Consider the following 20,124-nt stretch of genomic DNA (forward strand, 5'->3'; position numbering starts at 1 on the left):
GCCGAACAGGCCGAACAATCGAAAAACCCACACCTGTCTCAGACAGGTTGACAACTTCCGAATTGCGGGTGGGCACTGGGAATTCAGATGAGGGTAGACCTCTACCGGTGGCCCAGGGCGGATCAGATCCCATCGATCCACGAGAGCGCATGGTCGAAGAACTCCCGATTGTTCAGGGCGAGGTTCATCGAATGCCCCGCCCTCGGTAGTACGTACGTGCTGAGGTCGGCCTTGGGGAAGAACGGTTGTTCGGACCGGTAGAGGCTCTCGGCATCGGTGCAGTCGGTGAGCGAACCACCTCCGCCCTGGGCGCAGAAGACCTTGTCGGCGCGACCGTTTGCGATGAGCACGGGGACGTCGATGTCGAAGGTCGTCGGGATGAACACCGGGATGGTCGCGAGAACGCCGATCGTCCCGGCAACCCGGCTCGCCTCGTCGGCGGCGACGACCGCCGGATCCGAGTCGCCAGGTGCATGAAAAGCTTTCGCTCGGGCGTCGGGCACGCTGAGGTAGGTGTAGTCGCCCGCGGGCACGGAGTTCTTGGTGAGGGGATCGAGAAGTGCGGGCCGCACGGTTCCTTGGATCTGCAGGATTCCGGCCGGTCCGGGAGCGTGCGAGGCGCCGCTTATCACCAGTCCGTCGACGTCGCGATAGGTGCCGACCTCCATCATGGCCGTGAGGGAACCGAACGAGTGGCCGACCAGCACGATCTTCTCCCAGCGACGGCCCAAGTGGCCGTTGCGGGCGGCTGCGATCACTTCGTGAACAGTCTGCGCGGCCGTGTACGCGGAGACCTGAGCGCCTGGTGGCTTCGAGCTCGCCCCGACGCCGATGGGATCGATCGCCAGTGTCGCGCTTCCGGATTCCAAGGCGTGCGCGACGTACGAGTACCGTCCGTCGAATCCAGGGAAGTCCCAGTACGAGCGGTCATAGGTCGCGCCCGGTATCAGAATCTGCAGAGTGGTTCCCGGATCACCGCTCGGGAGGCAGTAGCTACCGGCTATGTGGGAGGTGTCCGGGCCGCTGGGATCGAGCGTGACCGGAACCGAGACCTCAGTGCACCCGGCGGTCGGAGGTGGGGTTGCGCCGGCAACCGGTGCGCACAGTCCGACGGCCACGGCAGATGCGATCACCGGGACGATGCAATAGCGGAGTGGAAGGGTGAGTTTCATCGCTTTACCTACTTTCCTCGAGCTAGAAGTTCGTGCCACCGTCGATGTTGATGAGGGACCCGGTGAGAAAACCCGCGCGTGGTGACAGGAGGAAAGCGATCAGCTCGCCGACCTCTTCGGGTTTGCCGGGCCGGCCCAAGGCCGCGTCAAATCCCCACTCTTCGACCATGACTCGTTCGAGTGCGGTCTCCAGTGGGTAACCGCGTTGCTCGGCGAGCTGGATACGCAGTGCCGCCATTGGACCGGTCTCGACGGCGCCTGGACAGACGCAGTTCGCTCGGATGCCGTGCTTGCCGTAGGTCTTTGCGATTCCCTTCGTGAAGACCGCGACACCGGCCTTCAGCGAGGCGTAAGGGAGCCTGGCGATTTCGGGGGAGCGGATCGAGTATGCGGCAGTGGTGACGACGGTGCCGCGAGACTGCGTCAAGTAGGGAAGGGCCGCCTCGACCGATCGGGTGGTGGCCAGGAGGACGTCACGGAATGCAGACGTCCAGACGTCGTCCGTCGATTCGACCGGGACCATACCTTCGGTTCCCATGGTCACGGACAGTCCGTCGATACCACCCAGAAGGTCGACAGCGGCGTCGATGGCGGCTTGAGCGCCGCCGGCGACGCTCGCGTCGTGGGCGATTCCGAACGCCTTCGTGGCACCGGCCTCTTCGGCGGTGCGAGCGGCGGATCGGGCTCGCGAATCATCCCGGCCGACGAGGACCAGCGAGGCGCCGTCCTCTGCGAGGACCTTCGCGGTCGCGAGCCCCATCCCCGCGGTACCGCCGATGAGGACAAACCGTTTGTCACGTACCTGCAAGTCCACTGGCAACCAACCTTCTCTAGTGACATTGATGTCAGACACAAACGGTACCTGGTTGGCTCGAGGGCCAGTGAGTTTTCTGTATATCGAAGAAAGATGCTGGTAGGGCTTGACAGTTGTGATCGCTGTCACTAGCGTGACGTAGTGTCAGATACACGGGAACGGCGCCGTAGTCACAGGTGCCCCGTTTCTTCTTCAGCCCGTCATACGTAGCAGGAGGCGTTGTGCCGCTCCAGGATTACATGCATTTGATTTCAGTCGACGATCACTTGATCGAGCCACCGGATGTCTGGTCGACGCGGTTACCGCAGAAGTTCCTCGATCAGGGTCCCCGGATCGTCGAGATGGACATGAGCGAGCAACACGGCGATGAGGGCCTCTCGGCTCTGCTTCTCGACGCCGCGCGCGGCGAGGGTGGCCGTGCCGCTCAGAAGAAAATCGCTGAGGTGTGGACCTACGAAGGACGCATCTACCCGAACATCGGTTTGAATGCGGTTGCCGGAAAGAAGCCGCAGGAGTACGGCATGGATCCGACGCGTTACTCGGACATGCTGCCCGGCTGCTACGACCCCAAGGCCCGTGTCGCCGACATGGACATCGACGGCGTGCAGGCTGCCCTGTGCTTCCCGTCGTTCCCGCGCTTCGCCGGCACGGTGTTCCTCGAGGGCAAGGACAAAGAGCTCGCCCTGCTGTCGGTGAAGGCCTGGAACGACTTCCACCTCGATGAGTGGGCGGCAGCGGCACCGGATCGCATCATCCCACTGATCATTCTGCCGTTGTGGGATCCACAAGAGGCCGCGGCCGAGATCTACCGCTGCGCAGCCAAGGGTGCGAAGGCCATCACGTTCCCGGAAAATACGGTTTCGCTTGGCCTTCCGTCGTTCTACACCGATCACTGGGATCCGGTATTCCGCGCCGCCGAGGAGACCAAACTGCCGTTGTGCATGCACTTCGGGTCGTCGGGCCGTGCGCCCATCACCTCCCCGGAAGCACCGATGGCGGTGATGATCGCGCTGTTTGGTACCAACTCGATGTACGCGACCGCCGATCTGCTGTTCTCGCCGGTGTTCTACAAGTTCCCGAACCTGAAGGTTGCACTGTCCGAGGGTGGAATTGGCTGGATGCCTTACCTGCTCGAGCGGATCGACCTCACGTGGGAGAAGCACCGCTGGTACCAGAACGTCAACAAAGAGGTCCGCCCTTCGGATCTGTTCCGTTCGAATATCTACGGCTGCTTCATCGATGACCACGAAGGCGTGGCCCGTCGCCACAAGGTCGGCATCGACAACATCACCTGGGAATGCGACTACCCGCATTCGGATTCCAACTGGCCCAACAGTCGCCGGTACACCGAGAAGCTCCTCGCCGAGGTTCCCGACGACGAAGCCCACAAGATCGTCGAACTCAACGCGCGCAAGTTGTACAACTTCCCGCGCGTCGAGGCCGCGGCACTGTAGGGACGTCTGACATGGCCCACGGAAAAGACATCGATGCAGCCGACTGGATCGATCAGGACCTGCTCACCCGCGAAGAATCCCGTGATCGTCTCGACGAGGAAATCGAGATCGAGCGGAACAAGCTCAAAGATCTCGAATCTGTTCAAAGCAGTGAGGATTCGCTGACCTTGACGAGGCGCAGACTAGTGGCCATGGAGAACTTGAGGGATTCATTGTGAGCGCACAGGGCCCGCGCCTACAGGGCAAAGTGGCATTGGTTTCCGGTTCCACTCGGGGTATCGGGCGGTCCATCGCTCAGCACTTCGCCGCCGAGGGTGCCAAGGTCGCTGTGACCGGACGAACCGTCGAGCGTGGCAACAAGGTCGTGAAGTTCATCCGCGATGCGGGTGGTGAGGCCGAGTTCTTCCCACTCGACGTCACCTCTGAGGACAGCGTGCGAAGCACGATCGATGCAGTGGTGGCGCGGTTCGGTGGACTGTCGACTCTCGTCAACAACGCGGCTCCGACCGAGGTGGTCGCCACGACGGTGAAGCCGCTGCACGAATACACCACCGCCGAATGGGATTCGATCATGACCGGAACCCTGACCGGAAATGTGTTCTGGGCATCGAAGTACGCCTGGCCACATCTGGTGTCGGCGGAGGGTGCGTCGATCTTGAACATCTCGTCGGGACAAGCGATCGCGGGCTTCAAGGGCTTCGGCGCCTACGGAGCGGCCAAGTCCGCGGTGACGAGCCTGACGCGCTCGCTCGCCGTCGAAGGTGGCCCTGACGGCATCCGGGCGAACTGCATCCTGGTGGGCCGAGTGGTCTCCGGGCGTGGGGATTCCGGGCACCACACCGGCGGGGGTCGCCTCACCCGTATCGGCAACCCGATGGATATTGCATACGCGGCAACCTATCTGGCTTCCGACGAGGCGGCCTTTGCCACAGGTTCGATGGTCACCGTCGACGGAGGGTTCTCCATCAACGGTGATGCGGTGTCCGACGCGGAAGCTGCGGCGTTCGCCACCAACTGAATATCGCGGATCATCACCCCGGCAGCCGGCCGATCACGTCGGCTGCCGGGGTGATTCGCGTCAGCATCGCCAGCATGTTCTTCACCATGTAGTCGTGGCCTTCAGCGGTTGTCCCGGCGGTGCAGTCCTCGGCGAGGACGATGTCGTACCCCCGGTTCACGGCTTCCATCGCCAGTCCGGGAATCGCGACGTTGGTGGAGATGCCGGCCAGGACAAGGGTCTGAACACGCTGTAAACGGAGCATGGCATCGAGATTGGTGCCGTAGAACGCCGTCAGACCGGTTGCGCGCGAGCTGACCAGGTCGGTGGGCTCGGGCCCGAGCTCGGCGGGAATCGCGACGTCCGGGGTCCCCTCGACCATCATCCGGCCACGGATGGCGAGCTTTCCGAGGTAGGAATTGGGCACCATGCCCATCTGATCGGCGCGATGGGAAATGATGCAGTGCACCACGGGTAATGAACGCGCGCGAAAGGCGCGGGCCAGCTCTGCCGTGTGCTCGACCAGCCGGCGGTCCGCGGCCTGCTCGGCGAGCCCGGAGAAGGCACCCGGGGGTGGATCGAGCAGCCCTTGCTGACATTCGCTGATAACAAGGGCGGGTGCGGCGTATTTGGTCATTCTTCCTCCGTGATTGAAGTGACGTGGTAGCCAGTTATGTTCGGATAGCGTGCAATAGAAAAGACTGAACATGCAGTTCAGCACGGTTGCCAAAACGTGACACCAATGCCAGAATGAATCCAGCATATCTATCAGAGGCGGTGCCCATGATCGAAACCGACGAGATCGCGTCGACCCCGTTACATGACCTTTCCTGGTGGCAGCAGTCGCCGGCCGAACGGGACGCGGCCTTCGCAAGCCTGCGCCGTGACCGGCCGCGGATGTTCGTTCCGCTGGGACCGGCCAAGGAAGGCTCGCGACCCAAGGGCTTCTGGGCCTTGACCACCTACGAGGACATCCTTGAAGTGAGCCGGCGTCCCGAGGACTTCTCGTCGGGAATCGGCGGAACGCAGATCTTCGACCAGCCGGCCGAGCTCCAGGAATATCGCGGTTCCATCATCGACATGGACAACCCTGAGCATGCGCGTCTGCGCAAGATCGTCTCGCGTGGATTCACCGCCCGCAATCTGTCGGGGCTGCGAGACGAGATCGAGGAGACCGTCAGCGAAATCCTCGACGAGATGTCCGAGACGGGGGAGTGCGACTTCGTGGAGGAGTTCGCGTCGTTGTTGCCTCTTCGTATCATCGACAACCTGCTCGGAATCCCGCGTGAGCACGAGAAATTCATCCTGGAGGCGACCAACACCATTCTCGGTGCGTCGGACTCGGAGTACATCGAGGACCAGTCGGCCCGAGGAATCGGCAAGGCGGTCACCGCGGCGAGTGAGGCGCTCATCGCGCTCCTCAATGATCTCGCCGAGGACCGGATCGCCAACCCGCAGGACGATCTGATCACCAAACTGGTCGCCGCTGACGATGAGAACCTTACTCCGCAGGAGATGGCGAAATTCTTCATCTTGCTGGTCGGTGCCGGCAACGAGACCACTCGCAATGTGATTTCGCACGGTCTCCACGTTCTGACCCAGCATCCGGAACAACGTGACCTCTGGCTGTCGGACTACGAGGAGTACGCGACGACGGCCATCGAAGAGATGCTCCGCTGGGCGACACCGGTCATCCACTTCCGCCGGACGGTGACGCGCGATGGCGTGATGCTGGGGGACCTCGAATTGTTCGAGGGCGACAAGGTCGTGATGTGGTACACCTCGGCCAACCGCGACGAGACCATCTTCGATGACCCCGAGAAGTTCGACATCACCCGGGATCCCAACCCTCACGTGGCATTCGGCGGCGCCGGCGCGCACTTCTGCTTGGGTGCACATCTGGCCCGGCTCGAACTCGACGTCGCCTTCCGCATGCTCTTCGAGCGGTATCCGGACATCCGGGCAGTAGGGGAGCCGGTGCGGTTGCGGTCGAACTTCCTCAACGGGATCAAGCACCTTCGCGCCGAGTACACCGTGGCTCCGCGATGACGGATGTGACAGACGTGCGGATCGAAGAGGAAGCCATCCAGAGCGAGCTGGCCGACGGCGTCCTCACGATTAATCTGAACCGTCCGAAGGCGGCCAATGCGATCCGGCCCGACGACCGCAACAGGTTGATCGATCTGTTCACCGACGCGAGCGTCGACCATGAGGTGCGCGTTGTGGTGTTGCGGGCCCGGGGCAGACAGTTCTGTGCCGGAGCCGATGTGGTGAAACTCGCCGACGGTCATGCGAAGGACGTTAAGCGGACCACCGGACCGATGAAGACCATCATGGGTGGTGCGCAGCGGCTGGTCGCCTCTGTGCTCGATTGCAGCAAACCGGTGGTCACGGCGGTCCAGGGTGCGGCAGCCGGTATCGGTGCCCATCTCGCGTACGCCTCTGACCTGGTGGTCGCGACCGACAATGCCTACTTCGCGGAGTCCTTCGTCAAACGTGGACTTGTCGTGGACGGTGGCGGCGCCTACCTGCTGCCCCGTCGTATCGGTATGCAGAAGGCCAAAGAGATGGCGTTCTTCGGCGAAAAGCTCTCGGCTACCGAAGCATTCGATCTCGGTCTCGTCAACAAGGTTGTGCCGGCGGAAGACCTCGACGCAGCCATCGACGACTACGTCCACCGATTGGCGGGCGCCCCCACCAGCGCGATCGGCTTGACCAAGCGGCTGTTCAACGAATCTCCCGACGTCGACCGCGCCGGATCGTTCGTGACCGAGGCCATGGCCCAGGAGATCCAGTCGTATTCACTGGATGCCCGCGAGGGTGTCCAGGCGTTCGTGCAGAAGCGGCCGGCGAACTTTGTGGGGTGGTGACGATGGCGGGGACAGCTAAGTCGGATGCGACCAGGCCCGCGAAGCCGCGCGCAGACATCCCGACAGTCGAGACCGCGACCAAGTCGTACTGGGACGCAGCGGCTGAGGGCAAACTCCTCATCGCGAAATGTGAGGACTGCGGCAAGGTCCATCATTATCCGCGGCCGTTCTGCCCGTCCTGCTGGAGCGAGAACGTGACCAGCATCGAATCAACCGGTCGCGGAACGCTGTACACGTACTCGACGGTCTACATGAACGATCTGCATCCGTTCAAAGAACGACTGCCCTATGTTGCGGCCATCGTCGAACTCGACGAGGGCCCGCGGTTGATGACCAACATGGAGGACTGCGAACCCGCCGACCTCGAGGTCGGGATGCCGGTGACGGTCGGATTCCGTCCGATCACCGATGACTTCACGGCGATCATATTTCGCCCGGCCTGATCTTTCGACGGGACCGTGTTCAGACGGTCGCATACACATATCTATTCAAGAGGGAGTACCACCACTATGAGCGGATTGCTCGACGGCAAGGTTGCACTGGTCACCGGTTCCGGACACGGCATCGGACGGGGCCACGCACTCGAACTCGCGAAACACGGCGCCACCGTGATCGTCAACGACCTGGGTACCTCCCTCGATGGTCAGGGCACCGGCAAAGTCGCCGACGAGGTCGTCCAGATCATCGAAGATCGTGGTGGCAAGGCGATCTCGGACTTCAGCGATGTCGGTGACGAAGAGTCGGTCGACCTGCTCGTCGAACGCGCGTACTCACAGCTGGGCCGCCTCGACATCGTCGTCAACAACGCCGGAATCGTCCGGGACAAAGCCATCTGGAACATGAGTGTCGACGACTTCGATCTCGTGATGCGCGTGCATGTGCGCGGCAGCTGGTTGACCAGCCGCGCCGTCGCCCGTAAGTGGCGTGACGAATCCAAGGAGACCGGTGGGAAGGTCTACGGCCGCATCATCAACACCACATCCGGTGCCGGCCTGCAGGGCCACTTCGGACAGACCAACTACAGCGCAGCAAAGGCGGCCATCGTTGGTCTGACGCAGACGCTCAGTCTCGAACTGGCGTCGACGGGTGCAACGGTCAACGCCATCAGCCCGGGTGGGCGCACTCGCATGTCCGCCACCATGGCCGGCGCCGCAGCTCCGATCGAACCCGATGAGCGTTCCGAGGACGAGTTCGATCCCAAGGATCCGTCTCTGGGTTCGCCGGTCGTCGCGTGGCTTGCGAGCCCGGAAGCCGGACACGTCAGCGGCCAGGTCATCAAGGCGCTCGGCGAGAACATCCAGTGGCTCAAGGGCTGGACACCCATCAGCGTGGTGTCCAACGGTGGAAAACGTTGGGATGCCAACAAGCTCGGTAGCATCATGGGTATCGACCTGTTCGGTACGCGCGCCTCGGGTCTACGTATGGGCGGATAGTCGCGATGTCGTCTTCGCCGCGTCCGCCCGAAGGGGACTGGCTGGGCACTCCGTTCCTCGACCTGGAACGACGCGGCCCCTTCGCGGTGGTGACGGTGGATCGTCCGGACGCGCGCAATGCGCTGAGTCCGGCGATGTACTTCGGTCTGCGATACGCCATTGCTCACTGCGAGGCAGATCCGAATATCCACGGGTTGATCCTGACCGGCACCGGTGACGTCTTCATACCCGGTGGCGATCTCGGACGGACCGGTGTCGACGACTGGATGGACATGGGCCATCTCGGAATGGACGCCACTCCGTTCGACTCGCTGCGCGTCACGTCGTTGCCCGTCGTGGTGGCTGTCAACGGCATCTGCCAGGGTGGCGGGTTCATGATCACGCTCTGCAGCGATATCTCGGTGGTCAGCGAGCGGGCGACCTTCCGGGTCCCGGAACTCCTCCGCGGCATCAGCGATACGTACTACGCGCAGATTCTGGCGCGGACCATCGGCCCGGTCCGGACCCGGGATCTCATGCTGACCGGACGGGTGCTCACCGCTGATGAAGCACTGGACTGGGGACTCGTGAACCGGGTCGTACCGCACGACCAGCTCATGGAACGCGCGACCGAGATCTTGACCGGTATCTGCCGGACCGCGCCGGTAGCGCGACTCGACATCAAGAAGAGCCTGGACGACTATCTTGGGCTGTTCGATCGGATCGCCATGCGGCAGAGCCAAACCGGAGCCGAGGCAATCGAGGGATTTCGTGCCTTCAAGGAACGCCGCTCACCCTCCTGGGTGCCCGAAGAGCTTCGCGTCGAAGGCCGCCTCTAATCCGATGATGTGCCCTTTTGGCGGACCCGACCTGGGGTTATGTTCGCCAAAAGGGCACATCATCGGTTGGGTCAGGGACGGATGATGACCTTGCCGAGCGCTTTGCGGTCGGCTACGTGGCGAAGTGCTGCCGCGGTCTCGGCCAGTGGGTACACCTCGTGCACATAGGGCGTCAGTGCACCGGTCGCGAACAGTCGGTGTAGTTCGGCCCGGCCTTGCTTTTCGACGTCGGGATGATGGATGGACATCGTTCCGATGTCCACGCTTGTGATCGTGATCCCCTTGAGTAGAACAAGATTGAGTGGGATCGCCGGTATCTCGCCGGATGCGTAGCCGACGGTGACGAACGTTCCTCCGCGGCGCAGGGCCCGCAGCGCGGATTCCGACGCTGCGCCGCCCACAGGGTCGACGACAACATGTGCGCCCTCACCGGTGATCTCCTTGATTCGACGCCGCAGATCCTCGTTCCGATAGTCGACGGCCGCGGTGGCTCCTCTGTCGAGGCAGAACGCCGTCTTCTCGTGGCCGGAGGCCGCCGCGATCACCCGAGCGCCGAGATGGCGGGCGAGATCGACCGTCGCCAGCCCGACACCACCGGCTGCACCGATGACGACGATCCAGTCACCGCGGCGGATTCCGCCCGCAGTGCTCAGCGCGTGGTAGGCCGTCGTGTACGCGACCCCGAAGCCCGCAGCGGCGTCGAAGTCGACGGCGTCCGGCATTCGCTGCACCTGACCTGCGGGAAGAGTCACACACTCTGCGAACGCCCCGGTGGGGACGGTGCCGTACACACGGTCGCCAGGGGCGAAGCCGCTGTCGGTGCCGGCGTCTGTCACGACGCCGGCGAACTCGCTTCCTGGCACGTAGGGCAACGGGGTCGAGCGCTGGTACTCATCGGCCAGCACGAGCACGTCGGGAAAGTTGACTGCGGCTGACCGCACGGCCACCAGGACGTCATCCGCCGCCGGTTCGGGGTCGGGAAACTCTCCGACCTCGATCACCTCCGGTGGACCGTACTGCCGGCAGATCGCTGCACGCATATGAGAAACCTATTCTGCTCCAAGCCCTTTCAGGCAGAACGAGATGAAGTAATCGACATCGTCGGCGACCGCGGGCTGGTCCAACGAGAGTTGTCTGCGCATCATTCCCAGCGCCGCCGTGAACACCGTGTCGGTGGCGCGATCAGGTTCGTCGATACCCAATTCGGAGACGGGCCGGTACAGCAGATCGCGTAACGGCTGGGTGACCCGCAGGTCTGCCTGCCCCGAGTTCTGGGTGACGCTGAGTTGCCGGGTGACCGCCCGACTCATGTTCGCGAGCTGGGGATCACCCACCTGTGCGAGCACGCCCCTGATCCACCGGGCGATCTGCGCAGTGGGTTCGGATTCCTTGGACATCTGGTGGTCGAGATACGACGCAACGATTCCGATACCGCGCTCCATCACGGCCAGGATCAAATCGTCCTTGCCCGTGAAGTATCGGTAAAAGGTCTTGTTCGAGGTACCCGCTTCGGCAACGATGTCGGACACCCTCGGGTCGGCGGGAGTGGTCCGTTCCATCACGGCAGCCGCGGCGACCAGGATTCGCTCGACATCGGCAGTCGCCTGGCGCTGCCTCTTGTCCAGCGCCCGGTCGACCGCCGCGGTTGCACGTGAACTCATTTGCGACTCCTGATGATGACTGCGAGATTCGAGGATATCGCTCGTCGTCACGGACCGTTCGGAGGTCCGGCCGGTACCGTCGGTACGGCGTCGACCAGATCGCCGTACTTGATCTGCGCCGCCTCGATCTTGCGTCCGAGGAACTGCGACGGCCACATGGGGTCGTCGGCCTTGTAACCCTTGAGCAGGCCGCGAGCCAGATTCATCTTGTGGACGTCGGTGGGTCCGTCGGCCAGTCCCAGGGCGATGCCGGTCATCAGCATGTCCACAAGTGGTAGCTGCTCGGTGGCCCCCAGCCCGCCGTGGATCTGGATGGCCCGCAGGGTGATCGACTGGAGCACCTTGGGTGTGAGCACCTTGAGAGCACCGATGTCGGTTCGGGCCGCGTGCTCACCGCGTTCGTCGATCAGCCAGGCAGCGTGCAGCACGGCCAAGCGGAACGGCATGAGCTCGGTGTAGGAGTCGGCGATCGCGGCCTGCACCAGCTGCTTGTCGGCGAGCAACGAGCCTTTGGTCTCACGACTCAGGGCCCGTTCGGCCATCATGTCGATGGCTTTCTGGGCGACACCGATGGACCGCATGGCGTGATGCAATCGGCCGCCGGCCAGCCGGGACTGGGCGACCTCGAACCCGGCGCCCTCGGTGCCGAGCATCGCATCACTGCTGACCCGGACGCTCTCGTAGCGGACCAGTGAATGTCCGGGTTCGTGCCGGTGGGCTCCGAACAGGTGGTGACTGGCCTCGATGACCACACCTTCGGATTCGGCCGGGACCAGGAAGGTGGTGGCGCCTTTGTGGACCGAGACGTCGGGGTTGGTGATCGCGACGACGATAAAGAACGATGCGACCGCCGCGTTCGACGACCAGTATTTGCTGCCGGTGATGATCCAGTCGTCGCCGTCGCGCTCGGCGCGGGTGGTGAACACACCCGGATCGGCCCCGCCTTGGGGTTCGGTCATCGAGAAGCACGAGAAGACCTCACCGGCGAGCAGCGGCGCGAGGTAGCGCTCACGTTGAGCGTCGGTCCCGAACCGGGCCAGGATCTCGGCGTTGCCGGTGTCGGGTGCCTGGGTGCCGAAGATGATGGGTCCCCAGTCGGTCCGACCGAGGATTTCGTTGATGAGTGTCAGTTTGACGGCACCGTAACCCTGTCCACCGAGCTCGGGGCCCAGGTGCGCGGCCCACAATCCTTGATCGCGGACTCGTTGTTTGAGTGGGTCGACGATCTTGCGACGCTCATCGTCGAGTGGCAGATACTCACATCCGGGGAAGAGGACGTCGAGGGGCTCGACTTCCTGCTCGACGAATGTTTTTATCCAGTCGAGCTTTTCCTGGAATTCCGGTTCGGTGGAAAAGTCCCATGTCATGGTCAATGCTCCTTCGTGTTCACGGGATGCCGCCGTCGACCCGAAGGGTCGCGCCGCTGGTGTAGCTGGATGCGCCGGACATCAGATAGAGGGCGGCGCCGATGATTTCGGGTGGATCGCCGGCCCGCTGTAGGGCGTGGGCTTTGGTTGCCTCTTTGGTCGCCTCGAGATCCCAATGTTTGCTGACGTCGGTGTAGAACGGCCCGGACATCAGTGTGTTGACGCGGACGGTGGGTCCCAGGGTCAGTGCCAGGCCCTCGGTGAGTGCGTTGAGCCCGGCTTTGGCCGCGGCGTAGGGAATGATCCAGGGCGCTGGCCGGATGGAACCAGTCGAGCTGACGTTGATGATCGATCCACCGCCGGCCTTCGCCATCCGCTCACCGAAGAGGACCGAAAGGCGGAAAGGTCCTTTAAGATTGAGGTTGACCACCGAGTCGAACATCTTCTCGCTGATGTCGGACACCGAGTCGTAGACCGGGGACATTCCGGCATTGTTGATCAGGACATCCGCGCGACCAAATCGGTCGTAGACGGCGTCGGTCAGTCCGTCGAGTTGATCCCAGCGACCGACGTGAACCCCGAAAGGCATGGCGGTGCGGCCGGTCGCGTCCTCGATTTCCTTGGCCGTGGTCGCGCACGACTCGAAGTCGCGACTGGCGATCACCACATCGGCCCCGCACTGCGCCGCACCGAAAGCCATCTGACGCCCCAGGCCGCGGCTCCCGCCGGTGACGACGACCACCTTGTCGGTCAGATCGAACAGAGTATCGGCATATCCCATGTCACACACTCTCTTTCTGCGTGGTCAGGTCGGCGGCGGTCGCGATCAGGTCGAGGATCAGTGGGCCGAAAGTCTCGATCTTGTCGTCCTTGCGGTCGCCCTTGACCAGTGCCGCGTAGCTCTTCTCGAGGACCACACCGAGTTTCCAGTTGGCCAGCACCAGGTAGTAGTGGATGTCAGCTGTCGACCGCCCGCTGATCTTCTCGTAATGGGCGATCAGTTCTGACCGTTTCGGCATGCCCTCGAGGTCGACGTAGAAGTCGGTCTTCGGGGATTCGCCGTCCCAGCCCAGCAGTGCCCAACCGAGGTCGAGCAGGGGATCACCGATGGTGGTCATCTCCCAGTCGATGATCGCCGCGAGCTTCGCCGGCGCACCGTTCTCGAACATCACGTTCGCAAATTGATAGTCGCCGTGCATGATTCCCGGAGACCAGCTGGCCGGCCGGTTGTTGCGAAGCCAGTCCGCGGCTACGTCGAGCCCGGGGAGTTCACGGAACCGGTAGCTTTCCAAGAACGCGAGCCAGCGGTCTACCTGACGTTCGTGAAAGTTCTCCGGCCGTCCGAATCCCGTCAGACCGCGGGCCTGCCAGTCCACCTTGGACAGCTGGGCTATTCCGCCGACCAGTTCGAACGCCAGCTCGCCGCGGGCTTTGAGGTCGGTGTCGAACGGCGCGGCCCACGACCCTGTCGGGCTCCACCCGTCGATGGCCTCCATCAGATAGAACGGCGATCCCAGTACCTCGCCGGTCGGCTCGCCACCGATGAGTTCGGCGTGAGGAACTTCAGAACCCTTGAGTGCGGCCAGTAGTCGTAACTCACGGCGCAACCCATCGAGCCGGGCATCGTCGGCGCCCGTCGGCGGCATCCGCAGCACACCGGTGAGGCCACTACGTGTGACAGTGAACAGCTCGTTCTGAGATCCACCGGTCAGGCGTTCGATCTCCGGTGCCTCACCGATGCCGGGTGCCCCGACGTCATCGAGCCATTTGGCCAACGCGGCCTTGTCTTCTTGATTTTCCACAGCTACCTCCGAATCGAGAATGTCGATACCTGGAGAATAGCGTTCTCCATTATGGAGGTCAAGAGGTTCCCAAAATGAGGTTCAGATGTGACCGCCAGCCGTGCTGGATGTTGACTCGCCAGGTCGCACGGCCCTATGGTCGGGGACATCGGTTCGGCGCGTGGATGATTGGATCGCACTCGAACGGATGTGGGTGACTTGGCCCGGTTCTCGGTGGAGAGGATGAGGAATGCCTTCAGTAGTGGGCTTTGTCGGTGCGGGCCAGATGGGTGAGCCCATGGTGATACGCATGCTCGCGGCGGGCCACGAAGTGCATGTGTATGCCCGCAGGGACAAAGTACTGGACAGATTGCGGGCCCGGGGAGCGTATTCGGCACCGTCAGTGGCGGAGCTCGGGCCGTGCGACGTCGTCGTCTGCACGCTGTTCTTAGACCTGCAGCTCGAGGATGTGGCGCTGGGCAACGGAGGTCTCATCGCTGCGATGAAAGTCGGAAGCACGTTGGTCTCGCACACCACGGGTAGCGTCGAGACGATCCGTCGACTCGCCGACGTTGCGGCAGCGGGCGGGGTAAACGTGGTCGACGCGCCCATCAGTGGGACTGCGGATGAGATCCTTGCCGGTACGTTGACTGTGTTGCTCGGCGGAGACCTCGAGCCGATCAACCGCGCAGTGCCAATCCTGGAAAGCTATGCACAACAGATTGTTCGGACCGGAGAGCTCGGATCTGCGTTGAAGGTGAAACTGATCAACAACCTGCTGTTCGCCGCCAACCTCCAACTGGTTGCGGACGCTGTGAGGCTCGGCCGGGAACTCGGCATCGAAGTTGACGGTCTCTTGGATGCGGTGCAGCACTGCAGCGGTGCCAGCTCGGCATCCAAGCGAGTCGTCGAAGTCGGCGGACTGGCGAACTTTGTGGACCGGGCGCGCCCGTTTCTCAGCAAGGACATCGCGGTGTGCCTCGATGCGGTGCGAGATCTCGGTGCACAGGAAGGAGTCCTCGGCGACGTCGCCGTCGACGGACCGCTGGAGTTGCGCGCAGATCCGTCTCGGTGAATGGTCCACGACGAGCTGTCAGTCCTCGACGACCTTGATCGCGCTCATCGGGCAGCGACTTGCGCCGTTGCGTGCTGCGGCCTCCATACCCTGGGGGACAGGAAAATCCGCGTCGGCGGCGTAACCGTCATCGTCGAGTTCGTACAGATCGGGCTCGTGTAGGGCGCACATCCCGTGCGCCTCGCATTCGTCGAGGGCGATGTGGATCCGCATGGTGATCTCCTAAGAGTCGTGTGGCAGTTCAGGGCGTGTCGCCGAGGGTGAGTCGGCGTCGCCAGTGGTGTAAGTCGGTCTCCGCGGCGCCGGCGTCGGCGAACCATCCGTCCACGCCGCCAGGCCATCCGGTGAGATGACCGATCACTTCGTCGATGGCCTCCGGTGACGTGGTCAGCCAACTGCGCGGCAAGGCGATCGTCGGTGCTGATCTGGGTCCCTTGGCTTTCCACCGATCACGAAGAAGCGCCATGTTGGCTGTGGTGGCCAGGTAGTCATCTCGGACCGCGCAGGGTTCGACGCCCGCGACCAGCAGCAGTGCGGCAACGACGAGGCCGGTGCGGTCTTTGCCCGCCGTGCAGTGCACGAGGACCGGTCCGTCGCCGTGGGCGACGATCGCCAGGATCCGGGCGGCCCGATCAGCCTTGGTCTCGAGCGTGGTGAGGTAGAGAGCGCGCAGGTCGGGGGGTAGGACGTCGCCGGGCGCGGCCGCGTCGTTGAGCGGAAGGGGGTGCACGACGGTGCCGCTGTCCCAGTCGAACCCGGTGCGTTGCCGCTCTTTGACCGATCGCAGATCGACGACGGTGGCGGGTGGCCACGCACCGACGTGCGCCGGAACGGAGTCGCCGACATGGGGCGCATCGCTGCGATACAGCACGCCGGAGACGGTGTGCCCGCCTGTGGTCAAGGGCAGACCCCCGACATCTCGCAAGTTCACCAATTGATCGATCGTCGGCGCGCTCATGAGCGCGCCGGGGGTGGATCGGCGACAACGAGTTCCCTCAGCCGGGCCCGATCGGTCTTGGCCATCGCGGTCTGGGGGATGGAATCAACAACGACAACGTGATCGGGGGCCTTGTAGTCGGCCAGCATGGTCTTGGTCCAAGCCCGCAGTTCGGCCAGTGTCGGTGGGTGGGCAGGATCGGCCGGTACGACGAATGCCACCCCGATCTCACCGATGACCGGGGCGCTGTGACCGATGACAGCGGCATCGCGGACGGCGGTGTGGCGGGCGATGACCTGTTCGACCTCGACGGGATGGACGTTGAAACCTCCGCGGATGTACATATCGCCGGAGCGGCCTGCCAACACGAGATTGCCTTGCGGCGTGAACTTTCCGAGGTCGCCGGTCACGAGGAACCCTTCGGAATCGAATGCATCGGACGTCAACTCGGGATCGCGCCAATATCCCCGCATCACGCATCCGCCCTTGATCCGGACGCGACCGACCTCACCGGACGGCAGTGTGGTGCCGTCGCTGCCGGTGACGTGCACGGTCATCCCGTACTGAGGTCGGCCGACAGTCCGGAACTGGACCTCGGGAGAGTCCTCCGGGTCCGTCCCGCAGACTGTGGGCGACTCGGTCATGGCGTAACGGACGACCAGTGGCACCCCGATCAATTCGGCGGTGCGTTGGACCAGGTCGGGGGAGGCCGGTGCCGTGGCGACGACACCGACACGGAGGTCCGGGAAAGACGTGCGATCGAGACCAGGTTGTTCCAGCAGCTTGGCCCACTGGGTCGGTACACCGCCGCCGACCGTGACCCGTTCATCGGTCAGGGTGCGCGCCATGCCGGCTGCCGTCCATGGCGTCGGCGGGATGACAAGGGCAGTGCCCCAGAGTAGTTGGTCCCACAACTTGGACATGTATCCGGCATGGGAGAACGGAGTGGATGTCATCCGGCGGTCGTACGGGGCACTCATGATCCCGGCGGCCTGGGCGGAGGCGGCGAGGTTGGCGGCGTCGAACCAGGCGCCCTTGGGCAGACCGGTGGTGCCGCTACTGAAGATGATGGCCACCGGATCGTCGCGACCGATATCGACGGCCGGCAGATCGCCACCCTGATCGGAATACCACGTTCGGAGTTCTTCGAGGCTCACGCTCGCTCTGGTGGACTCCAATTCGGGCGGCGGCTGCGATCCGTACACCACGAGCGCCGGCGCGGACACCGCCAAGATAGATCGGGTCTCGGTCGGACCCAGTCGACCGTTCACACCCGAGGTGATGGCTCCGAGCATCGCGGCCGCGGCATAGCAGGTGGCGTAGTCGATTCCGGAGGGGAGCAGCAACGTGACTACGTCACCCTTGCCGACCCCGGCATCGACGAAGTGTCGGGCTACGGCCTTCGACTGAGATATCCACTGTGCAAACGTGGTTCGTGATCCTGGCTGGACGTAAGCGTCACGGTCTCCGTGCACCCTGGCGGCGGCGTCGAGCAGTTCGCGAGTATTGGCAAAGGTGTCCTCTAGTGGCGGACGGATCGTTGTCGAGCGCGTCTGGGTGGTCACGGCTCTTCCGAGCCGAGCAGTACCGTGCCACTCGAGCAGAACCAACCCCCGGTTCCGCTGACACAGGCGATTTTCGCGTCCGGGACCTGTCGGGCACCACTCTCGCCCCGCAGCTGTCGGGCCGCTTCGACGAGGAGGAAGAGGCCACGCTGGCCCGGATGGCAGGCCGACAGACCGCCGCCGTCGGTGTTGGTCGGCAACTCGCCCCCGAGGCGCAGGCTCTGCTTGGCCGCAAAGGCACCGCCTTCGCCCTTTTCGCAGAATCCGAGGTCTTCGATGGTCAGCAGGAGCATGTAGGTGAACGCGTCGTAGATCTCGGCGACATCGACGTCGGACGGCTTGAGGCCGGCCCGTTCGAAGGCGAGGGGACCGGTCACCGCGGCGGGACCCACGGTCATGTCGTCCCATTGGCTGGTCAGCATGTGCGAGGTGGCATCGGCCGATCCTAAGACCCAGACCGGTGGCGACTTGAGGTCGGGTACCCGGTCTTCGGCGACCAGGATGACCGCAGCCCCACCGTCGGAGCGGATGCAGCAGTGCAGCTTCGTGAACGGATCGGCGATCATCGGTCCGGACAGCACGTCGTCGATGGTGATCGGATCCCGGTACATCGCTTCCGGGTTCTCGGCGGCGTTGAATCGCGCCGACACCGCGACCTCGGCGAGTTGCTCGATCGTTGTCCCGTACTGGTGCATGTGCCGGCGGGCGGCCATGGCGTACTTGGAGATCAGGGTGTGCCCATAGGGTGCATCCCACTGCAAGGGACCGCGCGCGCCCCAGTTGATGTTCGCGCCGCGCAGTCCCTTCTTGATGTCGGCACGTGCGGTGGATCCGTAGGTCAGCAAGACGACGTCGGCGTGCCCGGCGGCGATCGCGTCGGTGGCGTGGGAGACCATGACCTCCCATGACGCCCCGCCGACCGAGGTGGAGTCGATCCACCGTGGCTTGATGCCGAGGTATTCGCCGACATCGGTGGGGGGCAACGTGCCCTGACTGGTCGACGCGAGCCCGTCGATGTCGGCGGGAGTCAGGCCGGTGTCCGCGAGCGCTCGCCGACTGGCCTGGGCCATGAGTTCGTAGGCATTCTTGTTGTCCACCTTGCCCACATCGGACAATGCGATACCGGCGATGGCAACTTTGCGATTCACTGTGCGGCCTCCAGATCGAGCAGATCGGCGAGTACTTCGGACGCGCCGGCGAACAGCTGCTTGTAGACGATGGCCCGCTTCAGGTAGAGGTGGGCGTTGTGCTCGTAGGTGTAGCCCATGCCACCGTGCACCTGAATGCTGCCGCTGCCGTTGCTGATCGCCGCCTGACCTGCGACCGTCTTGGCCGCCAGGATCTGGAACTCGGTGTCGGGGCGGTCGGCCTTGAGGGCGGCAGCCGCGAACAACGTTTGTGCCGATGCGGATTCGGCGCGAACAGCCATGTCCACGACGGCATGTTTGATGGCCTGGTGGACCCCGATCGGACGCCCGAACTGTTCGCGAGTTTTCGCGTGCTCGGTGCAGATCTCGGTGATCGCCTCGGCCAGGCCCGCGAGATACGCCGAGGCGAGGATCTGACCCCGGCCCCAGATCCACTCGGTCTCCGCCGGAAGCCAGGCGGTGACGCTGCCCGAGGTGACCGTGGCCCCACCCAATCGCGTTCCGGGATCTACCGATTCGGCTGAGGTGATCTCCCCGAACTCGCTGAGTTCGATGAGCGCGGCACCTTCGCGGGAGACGAGCAGGGCGTGGCTGCACCCTGCGCAGTCCAAGAGGTCGAACGACCCCTTGAAGCCGTCGGCCCCGATCTCTCCGTCTCCGCGCAGTTCGGCGAGACCGATCATCGCGGTTCCGGCGCCGATCCGGCCGACGAGTTCGTCCTCTCCGGTGGCGGCGGCGACCCGGGCGCCCAGGGTGGAAGCGAGGAAAGGACCGACCGCGAGGTGTTTGGCCAGCTCCATGAACAGCATGACCTCGTCGTCGATCGACTGGCCGGACCCGCCGAACTCTTCGCCGAGACCGAGTGTCAGCAAACCCAGTTCCGCGCCGTCGCGCCAGACTTCGGGATCGACCAGCGTCGTATCGTCCCGGTGTTTGCGGATCTCGTCGATGGGCGGCCGAGAGCTGATGAAATCTCCGGCGGCAGCGACCAATTCGAGTTGATCGTCAGAGGGGAGCAGATTCATGGTGTGC

Annotated in this window: 22 protein-coding genes; 9 read left to right on the forward strand and 13 right to left on the reverse strand. The window is 63.7% G+C overall.

Going from position 1 to position 20,124, the window contains the following annotated elements:
* Nucleotides 1-122 precede the first annotated feature (122 nt).
* Together BH683_RS11770 and BH683_RS11775 are read right to left on the reverse strand one after the other, a co-directional pair.
* Nucleotides 123-1,172 (reverse strand): alpha/beta hydrolase, encoded by a 1,050-nt coding sequence (locus tag BH683_RS11770; RefSeq protein WP_084836460.1) that lies wholly within the window; start codon nucleotides 1,170-1,172, stop codon nucleotides 123-125.
* Between the two features lie 22 nt (nucleotides 1,173-1,194).
* Nucleotides 1,195-1,986, reverse strand: coding sequence for an SDR family oxidoreductase (locus BH683_RS11775; RefSeq protein WP_084836461.1), 792 nt, complete (start codon nucleotides 1,984-1,986; stop codon nucleotides 1,195-1,197).
* A gap of 221 nt (nucleotides 1,987-2,207) precedes the next feature.
* Between BH683_RS11775 and BH683_RS11780 the strand changes: the two genes are divergently transcribed.
* Genes BH683_RS11780 through BH683_RS11790 form a run of 3 tightly spaced genes read left to right on the forward strand, consistent with a single transcriptional unit; the run spans nucleotide 2,208 to nucleotide 4,458 of the window.
* Complete coding sequence (locus BH683_RS11780; protein WP_084836462.1) at nucleotides 2,208-3,440, forward strand: amidohydrolase family protein; 1,233 nt, start codon at nucleotides 2,208-2,210, stop codon at nucleotides 3,438-3,440.
* 11 nt (nucleotides 3,441-3,451) lie between these two features.
* Nucleotides 3,452-3,658: a hypothetical protein gene (locus BH683_RS11785; RefSeq protein ID WP_084836463.1), complete on the forward strand. Its 207-nt coding sequence runs from the start codon at nucleotides 3,452-3,454 to the stop codon at nucleotides 3,656-3,658.
* Nucleotides 3,655-4,458, forward strand: coding sequence for an SDR family NAD(P)-dependent oxidoreductase (locus BH683_RS11790; RefSeq protein ID WP_084836464.1), 804 nt, complete (start codon nucleotides 3,655-3,657; stop codon nucleotides 4,456-4,458). Before BH683_RS11785 ends, BH683_RS11790 begins: the two co-directional genes overlap by 4 nt.
* A gap of 13 nt (nucleotides 4,459-4,471) precedes the next feature.
* On the opposite strand, the gene BH683_RS11795 is transcribed toward BH683_RS11790, so the two are convergent.
* Nucleotides 4,472-5,074: a cysteine hydrolase gene (locus BH683_RS11795; protein WP_084836465.1), complete on the reverse strand. Its 603-nt coding sequence runs from the start codon at nucleotides 5,072-5,074 to the stop codon at nucleotides 4,472-4,474.
* A gap of 146 nt (nucleotides 5,075-5,220) precedes the next feature.
* On the opposite strand from BH683_RS11795, the gene BH683_RS11800 reads away from it, so the two are divergent.
* The 5 genes from BH683_RS11800 to BH683_RS11820 all read left to right on the forward strand — a co-directional run bounded on the left by BH683_RS11800 (nucleotide 5,221) and on the right by BH683_RS11820 (nucleotide 9,558).
* A complete protein-coding gene (locus BH683_RS11800; protein WP_084836466.1) occupies nucleotides 5,221-6,486 on the forward strand; it encodes a cytochrome P450 in 1,266 nt (421 codons plus the stop codon).
* Nucleotides 6,483-7,307 carry an enoyl-CoA hydratase-related protein gene (locus tag BH683_RS11805; protein WP_084836467.1) on the forward strand — a complete coding sequence of 275 codons (825 nt, stop codon included), beginning with the start codon at nucleotides 6,483-6,485 and terminating at the stop codon, nucleotides 7,305-7,307. The genes BH683_RS11800 and BH683_RS11805 overlap by 4 nt, the downstream gene beginning before the upstream one ends.
* A 2-nt stretch (nucleotides 7,308-7,309) precedes the next feature.
* Nucleotides 7,310-7,750: a Zn-ribbon domain-containing OB-fold protein gene (locus tag BH683_RS11810; RefSeq protein ID WP_084836468.1), complete on the forward strand. Its 441-nt coding sequence runs from the start codon at nucleotides 7,310-7,312 to the stop codon at nucleotides 7,748-7,750.
* Between the two features lie 66 nt (nucleotides 7,751-7,816).
* Entirely contained in the window at nucleotides 7,817-8,740 is a 924-nt protein-coding gene (locus BH683_RS11815) for an SDR family NAD(P)-dependent oxidoreductase (RefSeq protein ID WP_084836469.1), read from the forward strand.
* 5 nt (nucleotides 8,741-8,745) lie between these two features.
* A complete protein-coding gene (locus BH683_RS11820; protein WP_084836470.1) occupies nucleotides 8,746-9,558 on the forward strand; it encodes an enoyl-CoA hydratase/isomerase family protein in 813 nt (270 codons plus the stop codon).
* Between the two features lie 71 nt (nucleotides 9,559-9,629).
* Here the strand turns inward: BH683_RS11820 and BH683_RS11825 are convergent, their stop codons facing one another.
* From BH683_RS11825 to BH683_RS11845, 5 genes are read right to left on the reverse strand one after another with little or no spacing between them, the layout of a single operon-like run.
* Complete coding sequence (locus tag BH683_RS11825) at nucleotides 9,630-10,598, reverse strand: NADPH:quinone oxidoreductase family protein (protein WP_084836471.1); 969 nt, start codon at nucleotides 10,596-10,598, stop codon at nucleotides 9,630-9,632.
* A 9-nt stretch (nucleotides 10,599-10,607) separates the two neighbouring features.
* Nucleotides 10,608-11,219, reverse strand: coding sequence for a TetR/AcrR family transcriptional regulator (locus BH683_RS11830; protein WP_084836472.1), 612 nt, complete (start codon nucleotides 11,217-11,219; stop codon nucleotides 10,608-10,610).
* A gap of 47 nt (nucleotides 11,220-11,266) precedes the next feature.
* Nucleotides 11,267-12,586 carry an acyl-CoA dehydrogenase family protein gene (locus BH683_RS11835; RefSeq protein ID WP_084836473.1) on the reverse strand — a complete coding sequence of 440 codons (1,320 nt, stop codon included), beginning with the start codon at nucleotides 12,584-12,586 and terminating at the stop codon, nucleotides 11,267-11,269.
* Nucleotides 12,587-12,605: 19 nt separating this feature from the next.
* On the reverse strand, nucleotides 12,606-13,367 hold the full coding sequence (locus BH683_RS11840; protein WP_084836474.1) for an SDR family oxidoreductase: 762 nt from the start codon (nucleotides 13,365-13,367) through the stop codon (nucleotides 12,606-12,608).
* A 1-nt stretch (nucleotide 13,368) separates the two neighbouring features.
* Nucleotides 13,369-14,388 carry a phosphotransferase family protein gene (locus tag BH683_RS11845; protein WP_084836475.1) on the reverse strand — a complete coding sequence of 340 codons (1,020 nt, stop codon included), beginning with the start codon at nucleotides 14,386-14,388 and terminating at the stop codon, nucleotides 13,369-13,371.
* Between the two features lie 229 nt (nucleotides 14,389-14,617).
* Here BH683_RS11845 and BH683_RS11850 point away from each other — a divergent pair, with 229 nt between their 5' ends.
* Complete coding sequence (locus BH683_RS11850) at nucleotides 14,618-15,442, forward strand: NAD(P)-dependent oxidoreductase (RefSeq protein ID WP_084836476.1); 825 nt, start codon at nucleotides 14,618-14,620, stop codon at nucleotides 15,440-15,442.
* An 18-nt stretch (nucleotides 15,443-15,460) separates the two neighbouring features.
* Here BH683_RS11850 and BH683_RS11855 read toward each other — a convergent pair whose 3' ends face one another.
* From BH683_RS11855 to BH683_RS11875, 5 genes are read right to left on the reverse strand one after another with little or no spacing between them, the layout of a single operon-like run.
* Nucleotides 15,461-15,655 (reverse strand): ferredoxin, encoded by a 195-nt coding sequence (locus tag BH683_RS11855; protein ID WP_084836477.1) that lies wholly within the window; start codon nucleotides 15,653-15,655, stop codon nucleotides 15,461-15,463.
* Between the two features lie 28 nt (nucleotides 15,656-15,683).
* Nucleotides 15,684-16,400, reverse strand: a complete 717-nt coding sequence (locus tag BH683_RS11860) for a tyrosine-protein phosphatase (RefSeq protein ID WP_084836478.1) — start codon at nucleotides 16,398-16,400, stop codon at nucleotides 15,684-15,686.
* Nucleotides 16,397-17,944: a class I adenylate-forming enzyme family protein gene (locus BH683_RS11865; RefSeq protein WP_246833330.1), complete on the reverse strand. Its 1,548-nt coding sequence runs from the start codon at nucleotides 17,942-17,944 to the stop codon at nucleotides 16,397-16,399. The genes BH683_RS11860 and BH683_RS11865 overlap by 4 nt, the downstream gene beginning before the upstream one ends.
* Entirely contained in the window at nucleotides 17,941-19,092 is a 1,152-nt protein-coding gene (locus BH683_RS11870; protein WP_084836479.1) for an acetyl-CoA acetyltransferase, read from the reverse strand. Before BH683_RS11870 ends, BH683_RS11865 begins: the two co-directional genes overlap by 4 nt.
* Nucleotides 19,089-20,117 (reverse strand): acyl-CoA dehydrogenase family protein, encoded by a 1,029-nt coding sequence (locus BH683_RS11875; RefSeq protein ID WP_084836480.1) that lies wholly within the window; start codon nucleotides 20,115-20,117, stop codon nucleotides 19,089-19,091. Before BH683_RS11875 ends, BH683_RS11870 begins: the two co-directional genes overlap by 4 nt.
* Between the last annotated feature and the right edge of the window lie 7 nt (nucleotides 20,118-20,124).

The organism is Williamsia sp. 1138 (assembly GCF_002095435.2).
Classification (GTDB): domain Bacteria; phylum Actinomycetota; class Actinomycetes; order Mycobacteriales; family Mycobacteriaceae; genus Williamsia.

Bases quoted from the DNA above. Each gene is read 5' to 3' on its own strand.
- BH683_RS11770 (WP_084836460.1), bottom strand. From the start codon at position 1,172: ATGAAACTCACCCTTCCACTCCGCTATTGCATCGTCCCGGTGATCGCA.
- BH683_RS11785 (WP_084836463.1), top strand. From the start codon at position 3,452: ATGGCCCACGGAAAAGACATCGATGCAGCCGACTGGATCGATCAGGAC.
- BH683_RS11795 (WP_084836465.1), bottom strand. From the start codon at position 5,074: ATGACCAAATACGCCGCACCCGCCCTTGTTATCAGCGAATGTCAGCAA.
- BH683_RS11800 (WP_084836466.1), top strand. From the start codon at position 5,221: ATGATCGAAACCGACGAGATCGCGTCGACCCCGTTACATGACCTTTCC.
- BH683_RS11805 (WP_084836467.1), top strand. From the start codon at position 6,483: ATGACGGATGTGACAGACGTGCGGATCGAAGAGGAAGCCATCCAGAGC.
- BH683_RS11810 (WP_084836468.1), top strand. From the start codon at position 7,310: ATGGCGGGGACAGCTAAGTCGGATGCGACCAGGCCCGCGAAGCCGCGC.
- BH683_RS11815 (WP_084836469.1), top strand. From the start codon at position 7,817: ATGAGCGGATTGCTCGACGGCAAGGTTGCACTGGTCACCGGTTCCGGA.
- BH683_RS11820 (WP_084836470.1), top strand. From the start codon at position 8,746: ATGTCGTCTTCGCCGCGTCCGCCCGAAGGGGACTGGCTGGGCACTCCG.
- BH683_RS11825 (WP_084836471.1), bottom strand. From the start codon at position 10,598: ATGCGTGCAGCGATCTGCCGGCAGTACGGTCCACCGGAGGTGATCGAG.
- BH683_RS11830 (WP_084836472.1), bottom strand. From the start codon at position 11,219: ATGAGTTCACGTGCAACCGCGGCGGTCGACCGGGCGCTGGACAAGAGG.
- BH683_RS11835 (WP_084836473.1), bottom strand. From the start codon at position 12,586: ATGACATGGGACTTTTCCACCGAACCGGAATTCCAGGAAAAGCTCGAC.
- BH683_RS11840 (WP_084836474.1), bottom strand. From the start codon at position 13,367: ATGGGATATGCCGATACTCTGTTCGATCTGACCGACAAGGTGGTCGTC.
- BH683_RS11850 (WP_084836476.1), top strand. From the start codon at position 14,618: ATGCCTTCAGTAGTGGGCTTTGTCGGTGCGGGCCAGATGGGTGAGCCC.
- BH683_RS11855 (WP_084836477.1), bottom strand. From the start codon at position 15,655: ATGCGGATCCACATCGCCCTCGACGAATGCGAGGCGCACGGGATGTGC.
- BH683_RS11860 (WP_084836478.1), bottom strand. From the start codon at position 16,400: ATGAGCGCGCCGACGATCGATCAATTGGTGAACTTGCGAGATGTCGGG.
- BH683_RS11875 (WP_084836480.1), bottom strand. From the start codon at position 20,117: ATGAATCTGCTCCCCTCTGACGATCAACTCGAATTGGTCGCTGCCGCC.